The 17,017-nt window shown below is 42.7% G+C and carries 18 protein-coding genes and 2 tRNA genes; all 20 read right to left on the reverse strand.

Annotated elements, in window-relative coordinates:
• Positions 1–24: 24 nt before the first annotated feature.
• Positions 25–1,854 (reverse strand): lantibiotic ABC transporter permease, encoded by a 1,830-nt coding sequence (locus tag IGJ42_RS12005; protein ID WP_430615580.1) that lies wholly within the window; start codon positions 1,852–1,854, stop codon positions 25–27.
• Positions 1,829–4,093 (reverse strand): glycosyltransferase family 2 protein, encoded by a 2,265-nt coding sequence (locus tag IGJ42_RS12010; RefSeq protein WP_005234403.1) that lies wholly within the window; start codon positions 4,091–4,093, stop codon positions 1,829–1,831. The genes IGJ42_RS12005 and IGJ42_RS12010 overlap by 26 nt, the downstream gene beginning before the upstream one ends.
• Positions 4,090–5,130: a bifunctional glycosyltransferase family 2/GtrA family protein gene (locus tag IGJ42_RS12015; RefSeq protein WP_005225347.1), complete on the reverse strand. Its 1,041-nt coding sequence runs from the start codon at positions 5,128–5,130 to the stop codon at positions 4,090–4,092. Before IGJ42_RS12015 ends, IGJ42_RS12010 begins: the two co-directional genes overlap by 4 nt.
• A 61-nt stretch (positions 5,131–5,191) precedes the next feature.
• On the reverse strand, positions 5,192–6,244 hold the full coding sequence (locus tag IGJ42_RS12020; RefSeq protein ID WP_016612596.1) for a GGDEF domain-containing protein: 1,053 nt from the start codon (positions 6,242–6,244) through the stop codon (positions 5,192–5,194).
• Between the two features lie 332 nt (positions 6,245–6,576).
• Positions 6,577–7,686 (reverse strand): GGDEF domain-containing protein, encoded by a 1,110-nt coding sequence (locus IGJ42_RS12025; RefSeq protein ID WP_430615583.1) that lies wholly within the window; start codon positions 7,684–7,686, stop codon positions 6,577–6,579.
• Positions 7,687–7,690: 4 nt separating this feature from the next.
• Entirely contained in the window at positions 7,691–8,398 is a 708-nt protein-coding gene (locus IGJ42_RS12030; RefSeq protein WP_005234399.1) for an EAL domain-containing protein, read from the reverse strand.
• Positions 8,399–8,508: 110 nt separating this feature from the next.
• A complete protein-coding gene (locus IGJ42_RS12035; protein WP_086297747.1) occupies positions 8,509–8,691 on the reverse strand; it encodes a hypothetical protein in 183 nt (60 codons plus the stop codon).
• Positions 8,692–8,794: 103 nt separating this feature from the next.
• Positions 8,795–8,866 (reverse strand) — tRNA-Gln (locus tag IGJ42_RS12040).
• Positions 8,867–8,870: 4 nt separating this feature from the next.
• A tRNA-Tyr gene (locus IGJ42_RS12045) sits at positions 8,871–8,954 on the reverse strand.
• 85 nt (positions 8,955–9,039) lie between these two features.
• On the reverse strand, positions 9,040–9,273 hold the full coding sequence (locus tag IGJ42_RS12050) for a DUF2969 domain-containing protein (RefSeq protein ID WP_005228752.1): 234 nt from the start codon (positions 9,271–9,273) through the stop codon (positions 9,040–9,042).
• Between the two features lie 122 nt (positions 9,274–9,395).
• Positions 9,396–10,043 carry a CBS and ACT domain-containing protein gene (locus IGJ42_RS12055; RefSeq protein ID WP_142437615.1) on the reverse strand — a complete coding sequence of 216 codons (648 nt, stop codon included), beginning with the start codon at positions 10,041–10,043 and terminating at the stop codon, positions 9,396–9,398.
• 3 nt (positions 10,044–10,046) lie between these two features.
• Entirely contained in the window at positions 10,047–10,748 is a 702-nt protein-coding gene (locus IGJ42_RS12060; RefSeq protein WP_005234392.1) for an ABC transporter ATP-binding protein, read from the reverse strand.
• A complete protein-coding gene (locus tag IGJ42_RS12065; protein ID WP_008380898.1) occupies positions 10,748–11,524 on the reverse strand; it encodes an ABC transporter ATP-binding protein in 777 nt (258 codons plus the stop codon). Before IGJ42_RS12065 ends, IGJ42_RS12060 begins: the two co-directional genes overlap by 1 nt.
• Positions 11,505–12,482 (reverse strand): branched-chain amino acid ABC transporter permease, encoded by a 978-nt coding sequence (locus tag IGJ42_RS12070; RefSeq protein ID WP_005228744.1) that lies wholly within the window; start codon positions 12,480–12,482, stop codon positions 11,505–11,507. Before IGJ42_RS12070 ends, IGJ42_RS12065 begins: the two co-directional genes overlap by 20 nt.
• 9 nt (positions 12,483–12,491) lie before the next feature.
• Complete coding sequence (locus tag IGJ42_RS12075) at positions 12,492–13,370, reverse strand: branched-chain amino acid ABC transporter permease (RefSeq protein ID WP_008380893.1); 879 nt, start codon at positions 13,368–13,370, stop codon at positions 12,492–12,494.
• Between the two features lie 108 nt (positions 13,371–13,478).
• Positions 13,479–14,666: an ABC transporter substrate-binding protein gene (locus tag IGJ42_RS12080; RefSeq protein ID WP_008380891.1), complete on the reverse strand. Its 1,188-nt coding sequence runs from the start codon at positions 14,664–14,666 to the stop codon at positions 13,479–13,481.
• A gap of 284 nt (positions 14,667–14,950) precedes the next feature.
• The gene (locus IGJ42_RS12085) at positions 14,951–15,832 is read right to left on the reverse strand and encodes an ROK family protein (RefSeq protein WP_005234383.1); all 882 of its coding nucleotides are present in this window, start codon (positions 15,830–15,832) and stop codon (positions 14,951–14,953) included.
• A 126-nt stretch (positions 15,833–15,958) separates the two neighbouring features.
• A complete protein-coding gene (locus IGJ42_RS12090) occupies positions 15,959–16,417 on the reverse strand; it encodes a GNAT family N-acetyltransferase (RefSeq protein ID WP_005234382.1) in 459 nt (152 codons plus the stop codon).
• 39 nt (positions 16,418–16,456) lie between these two features.
• On the reverse strand, positions 16,457–16,732 hold the full coding sequence (gene yidD, locus IGJ42_RS12095; protein ID WP_008380886.1) for a membrane protein insertion efficiency factor YidD: 276 nt from the start codon (positions 16,730–16,732) through the stop codon (positions 16,457–16,459).
• A 92-nt stretch (positions 16,733–16,824) separates the two neighbouring features.
• Positions 16,825–17,001 (reverse strand): DNA-directed RNA polymerase subunit beta, encoded by a 177-nt coding sequence (locus IGJ42_RS12100; protein ID WP_005228723.1) that lies wholly within the window; start codon positions 16,999–17,001, stop codon positions 16,825–16,827.
• Between the last annotated feature and the right edge of the window lie 16 nt (positions 17,002–17,017).

Raw genomic sequence — 17,017 nt, forward strand, 5'->3', positions numbered from 1 at the left:
GACGCGCTTGAGAAATTCCTTCATTTATTGCCCCAACACCTCCGCCACCGAATAAACACCAGGGGCAAAGGTCTTGCCTGTTAGCTTCTTCGTCATGGCATTAAAGGTATAGTGCTCTTCTAAGACGACGACTTCATCGTATTGCTTTAATAGCGTGCGAAATTCAGCATCGGATAAGAGGAAATTCTCTCGGCCATCGACATTAGGTGAAAACAAGTAATATTTTCCGACATAGCCAACTAAGTAGCTATCTACTGCTTCTTTGTTAGTACTGACCATCAAATATTTTTTCTCGTTTAGGTCAAAGTGATCGCCAGTAACGGCTGAAACTTGTGCTGGAATCGAAGCAGCATATTCACGATTGGTATAACGCATGCCATTATTCTCTGAAAGGATCAGCAATGTCGCAAAAAATAGCAGAATCAAGGTACTGTATTGATAGATTTTTTTCGTGGTCAAGCTGGCAAAACTACGGTAGTTTCGCCGATCGATCGCTTGTTCATGATACAAATGATCAATGCCTCTGACCATGAAAAAGGTCATTAATCCAAGTGCTAAAATCACGATACTTGAGGCATAGCGATCGAACCCTGCCAAAGACAATGCTTCATCAGTGGGCATCGAGAACAAGAACATGGCATAGATTCCTAAATAATACCCACCAATGATACCATCGATCAACAGCAGTTCTTTGAAAAATGGATTGCGTTTTTTCATGATAAATCGGACAAATAGCCAACTACCCAACAGGATGACCTGGATCAAGAGAATCCCTTGCGTGGAAACCGTCGTAACATCCGTGATCGTTTTGACAAAAATATCCGTAATTTGCTGCAGTATCTGTGAATCCTTTTCGCCAAAAATCTGTTTATAAGCGGTCACGCTGACTTCATGCTTCGATTTAGGAAAATTCGCTTTGACATGCAGGTTCCAAAGAATCGCCGGCAGGACAGATAGCCCAATGGCAGCTAATCCTACAATCATCAAGCCTAGCCGTTGCCGCCAACGAATTGATGCCTGCCATAAGCAGACTAGTAAATAGCCGCCTAAAATCAGCAGAAAAAAGACAGCACTATTTTTGACCAAATCAAGAGAGGCGCCAATCAAAAGAAAGTAGCTGATTGAAGGCAGCACTTTGCCTTTTAAAGAAAATAACCCGGAGATTCCTGCCAAAGTTAAAACGGGAAGAATGAAGTCTACCAGCAAATTATTCATTCGAATCGCAATATTAAAATAATTGAATACGGCCATGCTGGTGAATACCAAGACAAAAGCCAGCTTTCTTTTCGGATCACGAATAATCGCAAAAAAACTATACAGACTACAGAAAATAAAAATCAATTGACCAATCAGCAAGATATTCTCATGATAGCCAACGATGATTGCTGTATAAGTAACAAACAGTGAGCTGCCTAAAGGATAGGAAGTAAAACTGATGATGGCATCGGTTGCCGTTGGCAATTGTCCCTGCGTATAAAGGAATTTAACGATCGTCGCCCAATGAGAGAAGTTGTCATAGTGGGTCAAATGACTGTGAAGCAAGGTTAAAACGAACAAAGCAAAATAGCCATAAAACCACAGCATGATGGGCTCTTGTAAACCCCACCGCACCTGATGGCGCTCCTGCCAAAAACGCCAAACGCATAATAGTAAGCCAAGACCAAATAAAAACCAGGCCCCCCAGATCAACCATCCTTTGGGACCATATGCGACAAAGGAAAGAACGAGGATCGGCAAACAGCAGGCAGCGATCCAGCTAATGTATTTGGTAAAATGACAAACTCGTACAAAAAGATAGGCATAGCCAGCTAATGATAAACCAAATAGACTAAATCGCAGCAGGATCTCGATCATCGTCTGCCTCCTTTCTCAGCAAGCTGTCTACCCATTCTTGGAGGGCTACTGTGGAACGCAGCTCTGAAAGATTGCTTACTTGATATATCACTTGATTTTCTTTTGGCTGAAGCGTCGCTTTTTCAGCGTGAAGCACAAGATTACTGATCGGTAAGTTTAGATGGACCGGCATCTCGACCTCTTCTGTTTTTGCCAACGTGAACTGATCAAAACCAAATGTTGTGACCGCATAGGTTCCTTCATCAAAGTGCCATTTTTGATCAATGGTCAGTATGGGCACTCGTTGAGGCGGCAATGGCTTTTGTTTGGCTTGCAGCAGATGCTTACCGAGATTTTCAAAAAGACTGTCAAAGAAGGTCATCCACGGATCCCGCAGAACCGGCAGGCTTTGATTGAAGCCATCATAAATGATCTGCAGATAGGCTAAGTAATCTTTTTCTGTCAACTGGTTTAAAGCAACGCCATAGACCCAGCGATCTTTTCCAGAAAAGACGCGGACAATATTTCCAGTCATCTCTGCTTGGTAGCCATTACGAGTGATTTTAAAAGTCAGCGGCGCATCTGGCGGAAAATAAAGAGGAACGTCAGAAACGAAGGACAAGCCATTTTCTGAGATATTTTCTGTCATCAAAGAATAGCTGGCGTCTTGGTCGGAAACTTCAACAGGATAATGGGCTCTGAACCGTTCCGTCGTTCGATAAATCGGGCGACCGAGATAAAATAAGACCGCAAAGGTTAAGTTAAAGAAATGGGTCAGCAGCCAGAAGGTCAACACACTGCCGTAGAAAATCTCTGAGCCGAATTTGCCGTAATTAAACTTCACTAAGCCGATAATCGTCAAAGTCAACAGCAACAAATGCGGCACCACAAACAACAAGTCTTTTTTAGACTGAGTTGCTGCTTTATTAGTCACCTTGAAGCGGGTCTCTTTGATGCCAATGGCTTGCAAAAAGACAGGAATCACTAGGTAAGGTGCAAAAATCGTTTCCTGGATCTCGCCCCAACGCTGCGTTCGAATATCACTGCTCAAATCCTGCATCGCCAAATGCAAGAACGTATAGCTTGGCAGCCAAAACAGCAGCAAGACCCAAAAGTTTGTCTCTACGACCCTTACATTAAAGACGGTGTACAAAATCGGCGCGAAAATAAATAGTAGCCGTCGTAGAAACGACCACCAATACAAATAGCTGTTTAAGAAAACCATTTTTTGCGCCAAAGACAACGTCTTATTCTTAAAAAGATGGAGATTGTGGACACTTTGGACCACTCCTCTTCCCCAGCGAATCCGCTGCTTTAAGGCACTTGGGATATCAATTGGAGACAGACCGCTGGCCATTGGCTGCAGTGTTGATAAACTGCGATAACCTTGGCAATTGATCAAGGCGCCTAATTCAAAATCTTCCGTGATCGTGTCCGTCGGAAATCCGCCAGCGGCTTCGATCGCTTCTCGTGCAATCACCGTATTGGAACCTGTATAAATAGCGGTATCATGGGCGTTGTTCAAAACATTGACTTCTCTGGAAAAGAAGTCCTGCTCGTTAGGGATCGCCGCTTCTGAAAAAAGATTGTACTGAAAAAGATCCGCATTGTAAAAACTTTGCGGTGTTTGAACAAAGCCCAACGGTTTGATGGTCTGGTCATTGCGGCGTTCCTGCTGATTTGCCACAAAATATGGCACTGTTTCCAGCAAAAAATCTGAGTAAGGAATCATATCTGCATCAAAGGTCGCCACTAGCGGCGAATTGGTTTTTGATAATGCATGATTGAGATTGCCTGACTTGGCATGCTGATTGCCGATCAATCCGATATAGCCGATGCCAAATTTATCTGCCAGTGCTTTGACCTCTGGACGGTTGGTGTCATCTGACAAATAGATGTGAACTTTTTTTGGATCGGGGTATTTCATATGAACTGCCGCATTGACCGTTTTTAATAAAAGCGGCACTTCTTCATTATGAGTAGCAATCAACACATCGATCGCCGGATAGTCGGCTTCTGGCACGATCGGTTTTTCAAAAGGCTTTGCTTTGTTTTTGTTCCAAATCAACAGCAAGCCCGTAAAGTTCGATACGATCTCACTGCCCCAAAGCAGCAAACCAAACAGCAGGGCAAACCAAGACTCGTGCCATGGCAATGTATACAGCCCCCGCCATGATAAATAGATCAGCGAAAAGACAAACGCTAGAAAGTAAACGACTTTTTTCGCCCAAGGCAAACGTTTTTGTTCCACCTCAATCACTCCTTAAAGATGACATTTTTTTGCACATGGTAACTAAAGAAAAAGAGCAGGCAATCGACGCCTATTTTTAACAACACAGAATCCCCGATCGGCAGGATCAAATAGATCAGGTAGACGAGGAAAGAGGACAGCAAAATCTGTACGATCACCAATAAAAAATACTGCAGCATACTGTTCTTTGTCCGTTGACCAAAAACAAGCTCGCGATTGATGTAGTAATTGACGATCGCCGAAATCAAGCGGGCACCCAACGAAGCGATCACGATGGAGGACAGATCGATGACAGACAAGAAATGGATCAATAACGCATAGGCGATCACATCGACAAAAAAGGAGACCACAGATGAAAACAAATACTTCAAAAAGACGCTATAGATAGCGACGGAATCTGCCAAGACCCGAAAATGGGAAGAGGCATTTTCTTCAATATAGATGGTGGCGATCGGTTGCGAGAGAATCGGCCACCCCCGTTTCTGGGCTTCGATCAGCATCCGCGTTTCATATTCAAAGCGCTCACCTGAGATCGCCAACAAATCTGTCATGAATTTCCGAGGGAAAACCCTTAAGCCCGTCTGCGAATCCTCGATGGCAAGACCAGTCGCTAAACGTAGGATATTTCGGGTCAAAATGTTGCCGAACTTACTCCGCAAAGGCACTTCTTTGCCAAAGGATCGGGTCCCTAAAATAATACTGTCGGGATGGGCTTGGGCCTTTGCTAAGCAAGCCATCATATCGGTATACTCATGCTGCCCATCCGAATCAATGGTCACCATAAATTCAACAGCTGGCTGGTTTGTCAGCACTTCGGTGAGGGCGGTTTTGATGGCTGCGCCTTTTCCAAGATTCTTTGGATGGGTCAAAACCTGACAGCCAAACTGCTGTGCCAATGCTGAAAAGACAGGCTGATAAGCTGCCCCACTGCCATCATCCACGACCAAAATCGGCAGGTGCTGGTTATGCAAACGAATTTTCTCCACCAGAGCCAGCAGTTTGTGGTCCGGTTCTAGCGAAGGAATCATGATTAAACTATTTTCCATATGCGCCCCTCATTTAAGGTAGTATTTTTGAAAACAAAAAAAAGAAAAGAAGCCACCCCCATCAGTAAAGACAGAGTTGGTCGCGACCGCTGCGTTTGGCTCGATACAATGCTTGATCCGCACGTTCTTGCGTTTGCTGTAGCAACTCACCCCTTTGCCGTTGTGCGATCCCAATCGACAACGTGATGCTGACCGAATCACCGGCATCCAAGATGATTTCTTGGTAACGGATGCGCTTTTGAATTTTTTCAAGGAGATAAGCAGCAGCCTGTGCGTCTCCTTGAATCAAGATTGCAAACTCTTCCCCACCGATGCGATAGACCGGATTGCTCGCCGTACAGTAGGTCGAAAAAATACGAGCGATTTCTTGCAAAATCACATCCCCGGCACGGTGTCCGTAACGGTCATTGTAATTTTTGAAATGATCGATATCGATCAAAGCGATCGATAAGTCCACATCGGTCGTATCTAGGCGTTGGCGGTCATCTTGAAACTTACGGAAGTTATTCAACTGCGTAAGATCATCGATTTTGACCAATGCCAAAATGCGCTGCATATCATTTACTATCGAGTAAAGGAAAAACGCCAACGTATAGGCGAGAATGCCATAAACTATATAAATTAGGGTCGTTTTTTGAATATCACCCGTCAAATAAAAACCAAAAAGAAAGGAGATAGCGATCAAGTAGGTTATTGATAGGAACAACTCTTGTTTGTCAGTAAATCGCCGTTTGGCCCAGGCATGCAGAAATGTCAGTGTCACCATCAAAAAAAACGTAAGATATAAGTTCAGCCAAGAAGATTTTGATACTTCAAACAAGAAACGCCCTAACGCTAGATTGACCATCGTCGGTACGGTCACCTTCCACCCCAGATATTTCATGGAAAAAGCGTAAAGTAAAAAGCGCAGGTCAAATCGCGTTTCGTATACGACGTAAGAGAAATTCATCATCAGCATCCCCACCACGGTTTCACAAGCAATCGCCGCTGCGATCTGTTTCGCTTTGAATGTCCCTTGACCTACGAAGCCATCACTGATTTTGAATAACAAATAAATATTGATGATAATTGCGCCTAAATTTGCGAGTGTATTGACAACCAGCGTATTTGCCATTTCCTGTGCTTCCTTTCTAAAAAAAAGAACCCTTACTTGCTGATTCGACGGGACAATTCCAGAGACATTTCATTGGAAAAGCGGACAAAGCATCAAGTAAGGATCACTATTTATTATTGACAGTTTTTATCACTCTTGATTTAGAATAATTTACCAGAAATTATACATAGTTTCAATCTTTTTGTTGATATGCGAAGATTCTCAAGATAAATAAAATAATCAAAATGTATATTTTGTAAATAAATAACATTATTTCTTTATTATTACTAACTTTTTGTGCATAAAGATTTAATTCTTTGTGAATTTGTGTAAATTATTTTTCCATTATTTTTTTACGTCTCAGGCAAGGTGCACACCCGATTTCGGCCACTTTGTTTTGCGAGATAGAGTGCTTGATCGGCTCTTTCGACGGCTGCCAAGATATCCCCATGACAAACGGTGCTCGCTTCAACGCCGCAAGACAAAGACATCGTCCCTTTTTCAAAATTAGCCACAGGAAACATACTGCTGGAAATGGTTTGACACAGTGTCGTCATTGCAGCTACGGTCCGTTCTTTGACATCCCCTTCGATCACGAGACAGAACTCTTCGCCGCCATAACGATAAAAGGAATAGGTCTCGGCAAAATGCGCCTCTAAAAAAGTAGTCGTCCGTGAGGCAAAGGTTCTCAACAACTCATTTCCGGCGATATGACCATAACGGTCGTTGACCTTTTTGAAGTGATCGAGATCAATCATGGCGATCGTCACAGTCTTTTTCTGTGAAACGGCTTGAAGCAGATCCTGGTTATAGGTCCCATAGTTGAAGCAGCCGGTCAACGCATCGATCTTACTATTCGCCAGCTCTGCCAGTACTTGGTATTCTTGCCCCTCAATCAATCGATGCAACCACATAAAACTTCCTAGCAGCACGAAAGAACCAACAAATACTGCCAGCATCGCTTCCCAGTCATAGGTCGTCGTATGATGGACTAGCATCGAAAAACGCGGTGAGAGCAGGCAGGTCAAAAAATACATCATATAAAATTGCTGTTGCGGACGGATCAGCTTGACTTTTGATAAAAGAAAATCAAGGACAAAGATCCCCACTCCGAATAATGGAAGATAAAAAGCTTTACCCACATCAGAAAAACCGACAAACCACAAATAAAAGACGACCATACACGGCGTTATCAAAATCAAGATCTTGCCACGATCACCATAGAAAAAATGACTCGCAATAAAAGCAGTTGTGTATTGATAACAGATAAACCCAACTGAATTCATTGAAAAAGAAAGAATAAAATACAAATGCGTAAACGTCAGAATACCAATAATAAAATACTTAAATGGACGAGAAACCAATATTTTTTGCACACTTCGTACAAAAACATCTGCGGTCACCAGTAAACTGGCAATCATCAGCGGCAAACCAAACGCCAAAAGCACGCCTCGTTCTAACATTCCATCACAATCGCTCTCCTTTAGACCATAAATATCCTTGTTGCAAATGCACCCCCATCTCAAGCAACTGGACCATTTTTTCGCGGTTCTCGATCCCTTCAACGATCAGCTCAAGCTGATATTTTTGGGCAACCTTCAGCCAACAAGCCAAAAAGCTGAAGCCAATCTCCTCATCAAGCTGAATAAACGGTAACAACGAAAATTTCAAACAATCAACGCTGGCAAGATTGGCAAAGACCAACGAGAGGGTATTTTGTCCGCAACCGATATCATCGACCGCAATCACATAACCATAAGCTTTAATTTTTGCAATGGCTACAGACAAATCAAATGACTCTTGCTGTATGCGTACGGGGTGTTCCGTCAATTCAATCTGCAACTGCGCCTTATAAACAGCCATCGTTTCAAAAAAGGACCACGTAGACTGCCACAGCAGCTGTTGTGGATGTATATTGACACTAAAGCGGGTTTCCGGCTTTTTTTTGCATAAACGCCGCAATTCCTTGGCATACCATCTCATCAATTGCTGATTGCCACTTTCAGTTTGAATCATTGTGCTGAATTCTTGCTGTGGAAATCGGTTGTTCTTCTCGCTACGTAGCAAGACTTCATAGCCATTCACCTCTTGCTGACTTAGCGATTTTACCTGCATGATTGGTTGACACAACAGATAAAGGCGGTCTGTGTTCTCCCAAGTCGTTTCATTTCCCATCTTCGTTAAGCCCCCATCTAGTAAAGTTATCACTTCCGAAAATCGGTAATATTCCTGTCATCGCTCGTTTCTCATGCTATAAAATGGTTCTCTCAAAGGAACTGATTTGCCTAAGTATACCAAACAGAACCAAAAATGCCCAAATATTTTAAATTCTCTGAAAGAAATTTCTGTGAAAGAATCGACTGTGATTTTCCGTTCCACTCCATGCCTGTTTCATAGAAATGCCCCAAAGCAACCATTGCTTTTTTCAATTTCGTAGAAACTAGCTTGTTGAAAGTGGCTTCTTCCATATCAGTCTCCTGTTTCTTTAAGTACTTATAAAAAACACGATTCTTTTTAAATAACAAAAAAACAGCAAGAGTGCTTGCTGTTTTTTTCTACGTATCTCTTTGACTGGGGTAGCTGGATTCGAACCAACGCATGACGGAGTCAAAGTCCGTTGCCTTACCGCTTGGCTATACCCCAATAATGGTGGAGGAGAGTGGATTCGAACCACTGAACCCTAAGGAACGGATTTACAGTCCGTCGCGTTTAGCCACTTCGCTACTCCTCCAAAAGGTTTTTCTCAAACCTGACAATAGTTATAATACCGAAAAAGATAACAAATTGCAAGAGCAAAAAGTAAATTTTTCTAGAAATTATTCATGTAAATTCCATTGACGAATAATCATCTCGATGGCAGCTTCTAAGCTTCTGCTCGAACCTAGATCTTCATCCCCTAAAAAGCTTTGAAATTCTTTTGGTCCAGTTGTTAAAATCTCACCAATGCGTTTTTTTCCGATGAATAATTCATTGACGGTATAGTCTTTGCCATGAATGGCTTTTGTTGTTTCTTCAATACGTACTTCGATATCTTTATTTTTCTTAGACATGGTTGCACCTCTTTCTTTACAGCACCTTCCTATTTTAACAGAAAAGCAGCAAAAGAAAAAGAAAATCTCTTCTAGAAGTAAAAAAAGTAGCCAATCTTTACGATCAGCTACTTTTCCTTAGATCACTTCTGGTTCGTCAAGACAGCACTCGTCACGGTATAGCCTGCATCACTTAAAATTTTCTCGATTGCTGCGACTTGCCGTGATTCTACTTGGATCTCAACAACTGTTTTTAGTGCCATCCGATTTACCACAATCGTCAAAATACTCATTTGATGATCGGCAAGGAGTTTCGTCACGTCTGCTAAAACCCCCACATGATCATCCGTGATCTCGATCGATACTCGGGTTCCGCCATCGTGGTAGCCAGTGATTTTCAAAAAGGCATCGAAAATATCATTGTTGGTAATGATTCCCACTAGGTCATCATCATCCATGACTGGTAAAACCCCCACGTTCTCACTACGCATGACGGAAATGGCGTCCTCTAATAGTGCATCTGGTTCAATCGTAGTCACTTTTTTCAACATGATATCAGCGACTGTCGTTTTATTTAAGAGATAGTTCATTTCATAAACACTTAAACTTGTCGCTTTTGAGGGGGTTGCTTCAGCGATCGTTCCTTCCGTGATCAACCCTACTAATTTGCCATCATCAACGACAGGTAGACGATGGATATCGTGCTGCTTCATCACATCTATTGCATCAAAGATCGGTGTTTGTGAATCGACGGTGATGACCGTCTTCGTCATAAAATCACTTACGCTCATTATTTAACCTCCTAGATACGCTTTTCTTACTTCATCGCTTGCTAGTAATTCTTCTCCGGTACCTTCTAAAACGATTTTCCCGGTTTCTAATACATAGCCGCGATCAGCAATCGATAAAGCCATTTTCGCATTTTGTTCGATCAGCAGCACAGTCGTTCCTTGCTGCTTGATTTCTTGAATGATGGAAAAAATTTCTTTGATAAAAATTGGCGCCAAGCCCATCGATGGCTCATCCAGCAAAAGCAAGCGCGGTTTTGACATCAATGCCCGCCCCATTGCCAACATCTGCTGCTCACCGCCAGATAATGTCGACGCATCTTGCGAGAGGCGTTCTTTCAATACAGGAAACTTGCGGTAAACTTGTTCATAGTCTTCTTTGACACCACTGTCTTTACGCAAGAAGGCGCCCATCTCTAAGTTTTCTTGAACCGTCAAACCGGAAAAGACGTGCCGCCCTTCTGGCACCTGCGACAAGCCGTTTGCGACGATTTTTTGCGGTGCTTCTTTCTCAATTTGCTTTCCTTCAAAAGTGACGGAGCCTTTTGAAGGACGGATCAATCCAGAAATCGTCCGTAAAATCGTGGTTTTTCCGGCACCATTGGCACCAATCAGCGAAACGATCTCTCCTTGATTGACGTGGAAGGAAACATCATGAACTGCTTGGATCATGCCGTAGTGAACACTTAAATTTTGAATTTCCAGCATCAGATTTCCCCTCCTAGATAGGCTTCGATTACCCGTGGATTGTTTTTGATCTCTTCTGGTTCACCGTGGGCGATGACTTGCCCGTATTCCAGTACATAGATCCGTTCGCACACTTCCATGACCAAACTCATATCATGCTCGATCAAGAGGATCGTCAATTGAAAATCTTTTTGGATCTTATAGATCAGCTTTGTCAGTTCTGTTGTTTCCTGAGGATTCATCCCCGCTGCCGGCTCGTCAAGAAACAAAATTTTTGGCTCTGTAGCCAATGCGCGTACGATCTCTAAACGGCGTTGCTCGCCATAAGGCAAATTTTTCGCTAACGTTTGGCTTTTGCCATCCATATCAAAGATCCGTAACAGCTCTAAGGCTTTTTTCTTCATGGATTCTTCGTTTTTGTAATACTTTGGCAAACGCAAGATGCTCGTCAGTAGTCCTTCTTTATGCTTACTGTTCATAGCGATCAAGACGTTATCCATTACGGTCAAGTTTTTAAACAAGCGAATATTTTGGAAGGTTCTTGAAAGGCCTAAATCCGCGATTTTATAAGGCTTCACGCCATTTAAACGTTTTGGCTTACCTTGGGTCTCAAAAAGCACTTCGCCTTCACTAGGCTCATAAACACCTGTCAGGAGGTTAAAGAGCGTTGTCTTGCCGGCACCGTTTGGTCCAATCAACCCGACCAGCTCATTGGTATCTAGATGGAGGTCTACATGAGAAACAGCAGCTAAACCACCGAAGTTTTTCGTTAAGCTTTTAACTTCTAATAGAGGCATCGTTGTCATCCCCCTTTTTTCTAAATTTGTCCAACAGTCCTTTTACGGAGAATTCCCAGGTCCCTAAAAGTCCGCTTGGTTTAAAGATCATGATGATGATCAAAGCCAATGCATAAATGATCATGCGCAAATCAGAGAAGCCTTGCAAGTACATGTTTAAGATTCCTAGCACTACTGCCGAAACAACCGCTCCTGTGGTACTCCCAAGCCCTCCAAAAACGACGATGATCAACACATCGATCGATTTCATAAAACCGTAATCTCGTGGAAAAACCGACTGCTGATAGCTGGCATAAAGGGTACCAGCAATGCTTGCCATCACTGCCCCCATCACAAACGCAATTACCTTGTATTTCGTTGTGTTGACCCCCATCGATTCTGCAGCGATCTCATCTTCCCGAATCGCTAAAGTCGCTCTGCCTGGTCCGCTATGGATAAAGTTTGAAACGACAAGAATCGATAGAACGGCAAAGAGAAAGACGATCTGCCAATTACTGAATTGGGGCAATCCGAAAATTCCAGCAGGACCATTGGTCAAGCCTCGTAGGTTCACCAACAAGATCCGAATGATCTCTGCCACACCTAGGGTAGCGATCGCTAGATAGTCGCCTTTTAAACGGAGGGTCGGAATCCCAACCACTAATGCGACTGCACCTGAAACCAGCATCCCCACTAGTAAACCAGTTAAAAAGCCGCCAAAGGTTGGATTGCTTGCCGACAGGATCGCGCCAGCATAAGCACCGATTGCCATAAACCCAGCATGTCCTAAGGAGAATTGCCCTGAAAAGCCGATGATTAGATTCAAACTGACTGCCAAGATGATATTGATTCCGATATTGACGATGATCGCATCAGAGAACAAATTAATCATTCCGCCATTGTAGGCTGCAAATAATCCAAAATAAAGAATAGCTGCCAGAGCGAGCCAGATTAAGTTGTAACGTAAATTCTTTTTCATTTCTGCCACCTACACTTTCTCTTTGATATTTTTGCCGAGGATCCCAGCTGGACGAACCAACAATATAATTATTAAAATGACATACACTAAAGCATCCTTGTAATCAGAAAAACCAAGCGCTGTCGCTGCTGTCTCCACTAAACCGATCACAAAGCCGCCTAAAGCTGCACCAGGAATGATCCCGATCCCGCCGAGAACCGCCGCAACAAAAGACTTCAGACCAGGAACGACCCCCATTGATGGATCAATGGAATTATAATACAAACCGATCAGCATCCCGCCAGCTGCAGCTAAAGCCGAGCCTAAGGCAAAGGTAAAGGAAATCGTTCGATTAACATTGATCCCCATCAAACGCGCTGCATCTGCATCAACACTTACTGCACGCATCGCTTTTCCCATACGGGTCTTTTTCACGATCAATTGCAAGAGAATCATTAAGGTAACCGAAACAGCCAAAATCAATAACTGGACATTACTTACTTGAACAAACCCGATGGAATAGGTTTTTCGTTCGATTGCTTGCGGAAACGGGCGCACGTTGGCAGAAAAGAAAAAGATCATGACATTTTGCAAAAAATAAGAAACCCCGATTGCCGTAATCAATGCCGAAATTCGCGTGGAATTTCTCAAAGGACGATAGGCTAAAAATTCAATCGTTACCCCAAGTGCTGCACTGGCGATCATCGAAATGAATAACGCTGGGAAAAAGCCCAATTGCCATTGATTGATCAAAAAGTAACCGATAAAACTACCAATCATATAAACTTCTCCGTGGGCGAAGTTGATCAGCTTGATGATGCCATACACCATCGTATAACCCAACGCTAACAAGGCGTAGATACTGCCTAGAAACAAGCCGTTGATCAATTGTTGGATCATCATTTCCATATACTCACTTCCAATATCATTTATTATGGTTCTTCTCATTAGAGAAAAGAAACTGAGACAAACACATCAGGTCTGTCCCAGTTTTCACTGCCAAACAACTACAGGTTTTTAAGGTTCCACAGTGTCTGCTGAGGTTTCCTTCCCGTCAGTCAATCCTAAAACAACTGCTGATTTCTCAGGGTTATGATTTTCATCCATTGTGATTTCACCTGTCACGCCGACAAAGTCTTTCAGTTCAGACAAACCAGCTGCAATTGCCAATGAATCTGCTGAGTTTTGATCTTCGATTGCTTGTTTGATCATGTAAACTGCATCATAGGCTAACGCATTAAAAGCAGAAGGTTCTTTGCCATACTTTTCATTGAAAGCTGCCACAAACGGCTCAACTTTGTCGTTTGCTGGTGCTTTGGTAGAGAAGTGACCGGTATAGTAAACATTGCTGACATTTTCTGCACCAGCTGTTTGAACCATTTTTTCATCACCGAATCCATCGGCACCAATGATTGCTTGATCAATTCCTAATTCTCGCGCTTGCTTGATGATCAAACCAGCTTCTGTGTAGTAGCCTGGAATGAACAAGACATCGAAGTCGACATCTTTGATTCTTGTAAGAACTGCTTGGAAATCTTTGTCGCCTTCAGTAAAGTTATCTTCTAAGACAATTTCGCCTGGGTAACTTTCTTTAAATGCTTCCGTCAATCCAATTGCGTAATCACTTGAGTTGTCTCCCAAGATCACGGCTTTTGATGCATCCAAATTTTCAGCCGCATATTTCGCTAAGATCGTTCCTTGGAAGCTATCTTGGAAACAAGAACGGAAGGCAAATTCTTGCACTTTCCCACTAGTATAAGTAATCGCATCGTCAGTACCTGAAGGTGTAACCATTGGTACTTGTGCTCTGGTCACGTTAGGCAAAGCCGCTTTCGTAGCACCAGAAGTTGCTGGACCAATGATGGCTACAACTTTATCATTTGTAGCTAAGTTGGCTGCTACCGTTGCAGCTTCATTGTTATCTGATTTGTTATCTTTCGAAATAATTTCAATTTGTTTTCCAAGAATACCGCCGGCAGCATTGATTTCTTCTACTGCTAAGTCGATTCCTTCTTTTTCAGCCGTCCCATAAGCAGCTACGGCTCCTGACAACTCTAAGTTGGTTCCGATCTTGATGGTATCTCCCTCTTGTTTATTGCCACCTTCAGCAGCCCCGCTGCCATCCGTTGATCCACCTGTTGGTCCAGCGCTACATGCTGTCAACAAAAACAAACTCGCAAACAAAAACGCAAATTTCTTTTTCATAATTTTCCTCTCCTTCACTTCCCCTGAATATGTTATCCAATATACTGAAAAATCTGGAAAATGTCAACGAATTATCAGAATATTTCACCTATTCAGAATTTATTTTTTTTACTAGGAAAAAATGGTGTTTTTAAAACACTGTTCCATCAATAATGGAATCGCTTTTCATTTTTTTGAACAAAAAGAAAAGCAAGCAAAGTTTTTTTTCCTTTGCTTACTTTTTGATCGTTTCGAATTGCTTCATTTTTTGTCAAAAGGACGTTTGAAAACATTACATCAAGATGTTAGCGGCTATTTCGTGGATACAATGCTTGAAAATTGGCTGCCGCCCCAACTAGATTGGCATCGTTGCGATAGTCACATAGCTTGATCAGTGGGACAAAATCATTTAAAGCTTGATCTGCCAACATTTTTTTCAACCGTTGATTCACTTCTTCTAACAAGCCATTTTTGGCACTGACACCGCCACCGATAATGATCACTTCAGGATCAAAAGCAAATTGAATACTGAATAGTCCTTGCGCTAAATAGCGGTAAAATTTATTGACTTCCTCGATCGCAATGGCATCCCCATCTTCTGCACGTTGAAAGACCTCTTCGCCGGTAATTGTGGTTCGATCTACACCAATTCGATCACAATAACGCCAAGCCATCTGAACCGCTGTCCCTAGTTGCGAAAATGTTTTGCCTTGATCTAAAATCATCAACCCAAATTCACCGCCGTATAAATGTGCCCCACGGACTAGCTCACCATTTTGAAACAGGGTACCGCCAACGCCTGTTCCGATCACAACGAAAGCTGCTTGCTGATACTCTTTGCCCGCTCCTTGATAGAATTCAGCCATCCCAGCGCAATTAGCATCATTTTCGATGGTTACTGGTACCCCAAACACTCCTTCGAGTTCAGAGTAGATGTCAAACCCATGGATATAAGGAATCGCACTGATACCGTCGATTCGACGTTCTTGGGCATTGACTGCACCTGGAGCACTGATCCCGACCCCTTCGATCTCTTCGTTTACGCTTGCTCTTACTTGCTGCAACTGGGCTTTCATTTCTTGCCACGTGCTTGGTGTAGTAAATTTGCCTTTACTCACCAAAGAATCCTGTGCCCAGACGCCATATTTTACTGCTGAACCACCCATATCAAAGACTAAAATCGCCATTTTTTTCCCTCAATCCTTTATTATTCTGATACTATCTATTTTACCGTAAGTCCCCACTTGAAGAAAGCGATTTCCGAGAACAATAAAAAAAACAGCCTAAAATCGCCATAGACTGTCTCTATGGGATTAGAGCTGCTTTTCCAAAATAACTTGATCGATCAACTGCTGCCCATTTTCGAAAATCGGTTCAGCATAGTGAGTGGTGAAATAATTTTCCATCCGGTCTTTTTCAACATAGCCTTGCGTTTGGTACAAAGTCAGGGCTGCAGAGGGCAGACTACCAGTTTTGATCACTACAATCGGCCGTTTTGCCCCAAGGTGTTGACTGAGGATCGCTTCTTCGGCAGCTTGCAGCAATTGACGACCAATGCCCATTCCTTGCTTTTCTGGAGAAACGGCCACATTCATAATCTCCCAGTTGTTGCCTTGATTTTGATAAACTAGCACACCAATCATTTCTCCAGCTTCTTCATAAACAAGTGTTTGGCTATTATATAGATAGCTTTCTACGACTGCTTTTTCAGGATCTGCATCCAGCAGCAACGCCCAAGGATACGCTTCATTAGAGTCGATTGGACGAATCATGGCTTTTTGGCTCCTTTTTTACATTTTTGTTGATTCCTTTTAACTTTTCCGATAACGGTACGTTGGTTTGACTTTGTCTTGCGTATTTCGTTTTAAAGTAAACGTCTGGGGTACGTAATCTATACCGCCTTTTACAAAGGGATGGCAGCGTAAGATACGAGCTACCCCCATCAAACCTCCTTTGGCTGCGCCATGGACTTGGATCGCTTGGATCATGTATCCTGAGCAAGTCGGATAATAACGACAGCTAGGAGGAAATAATGGGGAAATAAAACGTTGATAGAAACGAACAAAGCCAATCAAAAGTTTACTCATTTCTTGCCAACCTTTCTTTTTATGATCACGATTCAGTGAAGACAGATAGAAAAAACTAGGACTCAGCACGAGGCATAAGTCCTAGTTTGGGGTTACTTCATAAACTCAAAGATATGATTCCAAAGACTTGGAGAGAAGACTTTAAAAGGACTACCGTCGCCAATCACCCCATAGCCAATCATCGTTCCGGCTAAGAACAATAAAATAGCTAATAATATGACGATTAGAATTTTTATCAAGCTAGTTAGAATGTAACGGTTCAACTTCACTTTATTCTCTCCTACT

Origin of the sequence: Enterococcus sp. DIV1067f, from assembly GCF_050543505.1 — a bacterium.
Taxonomy (GTDB): domain Bacteria; phylum Bacillota; class Bacilli; order Lactobacillales; family Enterococcaceae; genus Enterococcus_D; species Enterococcus_D entomosocium.

Bases quoted from the DNA above. Each gene is read 5' to 3' on its own strand.
- IGJ42_RS12005 (WP_430615580.1), bottom strand. From the start codon at position 1,854: ATGATCGAGATCCTGCTGCGATTTAGTCTATTTGGTTTATCATTAGCT.
- IGJ42_RS12085 (WP_005234383.1), bottom strand. From the start codon at position 15,832: ATGGCGATTTTAGTCTTTGATATGGGTGGTTCAGCAGTAAAATATGGC.
- yidD (WP_008380886.1), bottom strand. From the start codon at position 16,732: ATGAGTAAACTTTTGATTGGCTTTGTTCGTTTCTATCAACGTTTTATT.
- IGJ42_RS12060 (WP_005234392.1), bottom strand. From the start codon at position 10,748: ATGCTGGAAATTCAAAATTTAAGTGTTCACTACGGCATGATCCAAGCA.
- IGJ42_RS12015 (WP_005225347.1), bottom strand. From the start codon at position 5,130: ATGGAAAATAGTTTAATCATGATTCCTTCGCTAGAACCGGACCACAAA.
- IGJ42_RS12030 (WP_005234399.1), bottom strand. From the start codon at position 8,398: ATGGGAAATGAAACGACTTGGGAGAACACAGACCGCCTTTATCTGTTG.
- IGJ42_RS12055 (WP_142437615.1), bottom strand. From the start codon at position 10,043: ATGAGCGTAAGTGATTTTATGACGAAGACGGTCATCACCGTCGATTCA.
- IGJ42_RS12065 (WP_008380898.1), bottom strand. From the start codon at position 11,524: ATGCCTCTATTAGAAGTTAAAAGCTTAACGAAAAACTTCGGTGGTTTA.
- IGJ42_RS12035 (WP_086297747.1), bottom strand. From the start codon at position 8,691: ATGGAAGAAGCCACTTTCAACAAGCTAGTTTCTACGAAATTGAAAAAA.
- IGJ42_RS12080 (WP_008380891.1), bottom strand. From the start codon at position 14,666: ATGAAAAAGAAATTTGCGTTTTTGTTTGCGAGTTTGTTTTTGTTGACA.
- IGJ42_RS12025 (WP_430615583.1), bottom strand. From the start codon at position 7,686: ATGTTAGAACGAGGCGTGCTTTTGGCGTTTGGTTTGCCGCTGATGATT.
- IGJ42_RS12070 (WP_005228744.1), bottom strand. From the start codon at position 12,482: ATGAAAAAGAATTTACGTTACAACTTAATCTGGCTCGCTCTGGCAGCT.
- IGJ42_RS12050 (WP_005228752.1), bottom strand. From the start codon at position 9,273: ATGTCTAAGAAAAATAAAGATATCGAAGTACGTATTGAAGAAACAACA.
- IGJ42_RS12090 (WP_005234382.1), bottom strand. From the start codon at position 16,417: ATGATTCGTCCAATCGACTCTAATGAAGCGTATCCTTGGGCGTTGCTG.
- IGJ42_RS12020 (WP_016612596.1), bottom strand. From the start codon at position 6,244: ATGGCAAATACGCTGGTTGTCAATACACTCGCAAATTTAGGCGCAATT.
- IGJ42_RS12075 (WP_008380893.1), bottom strand. From the start codon at position 13,370: ATGGAAATGATGATCCAACAATTGATCAACGGCTTGTTTCTAGGCAGT.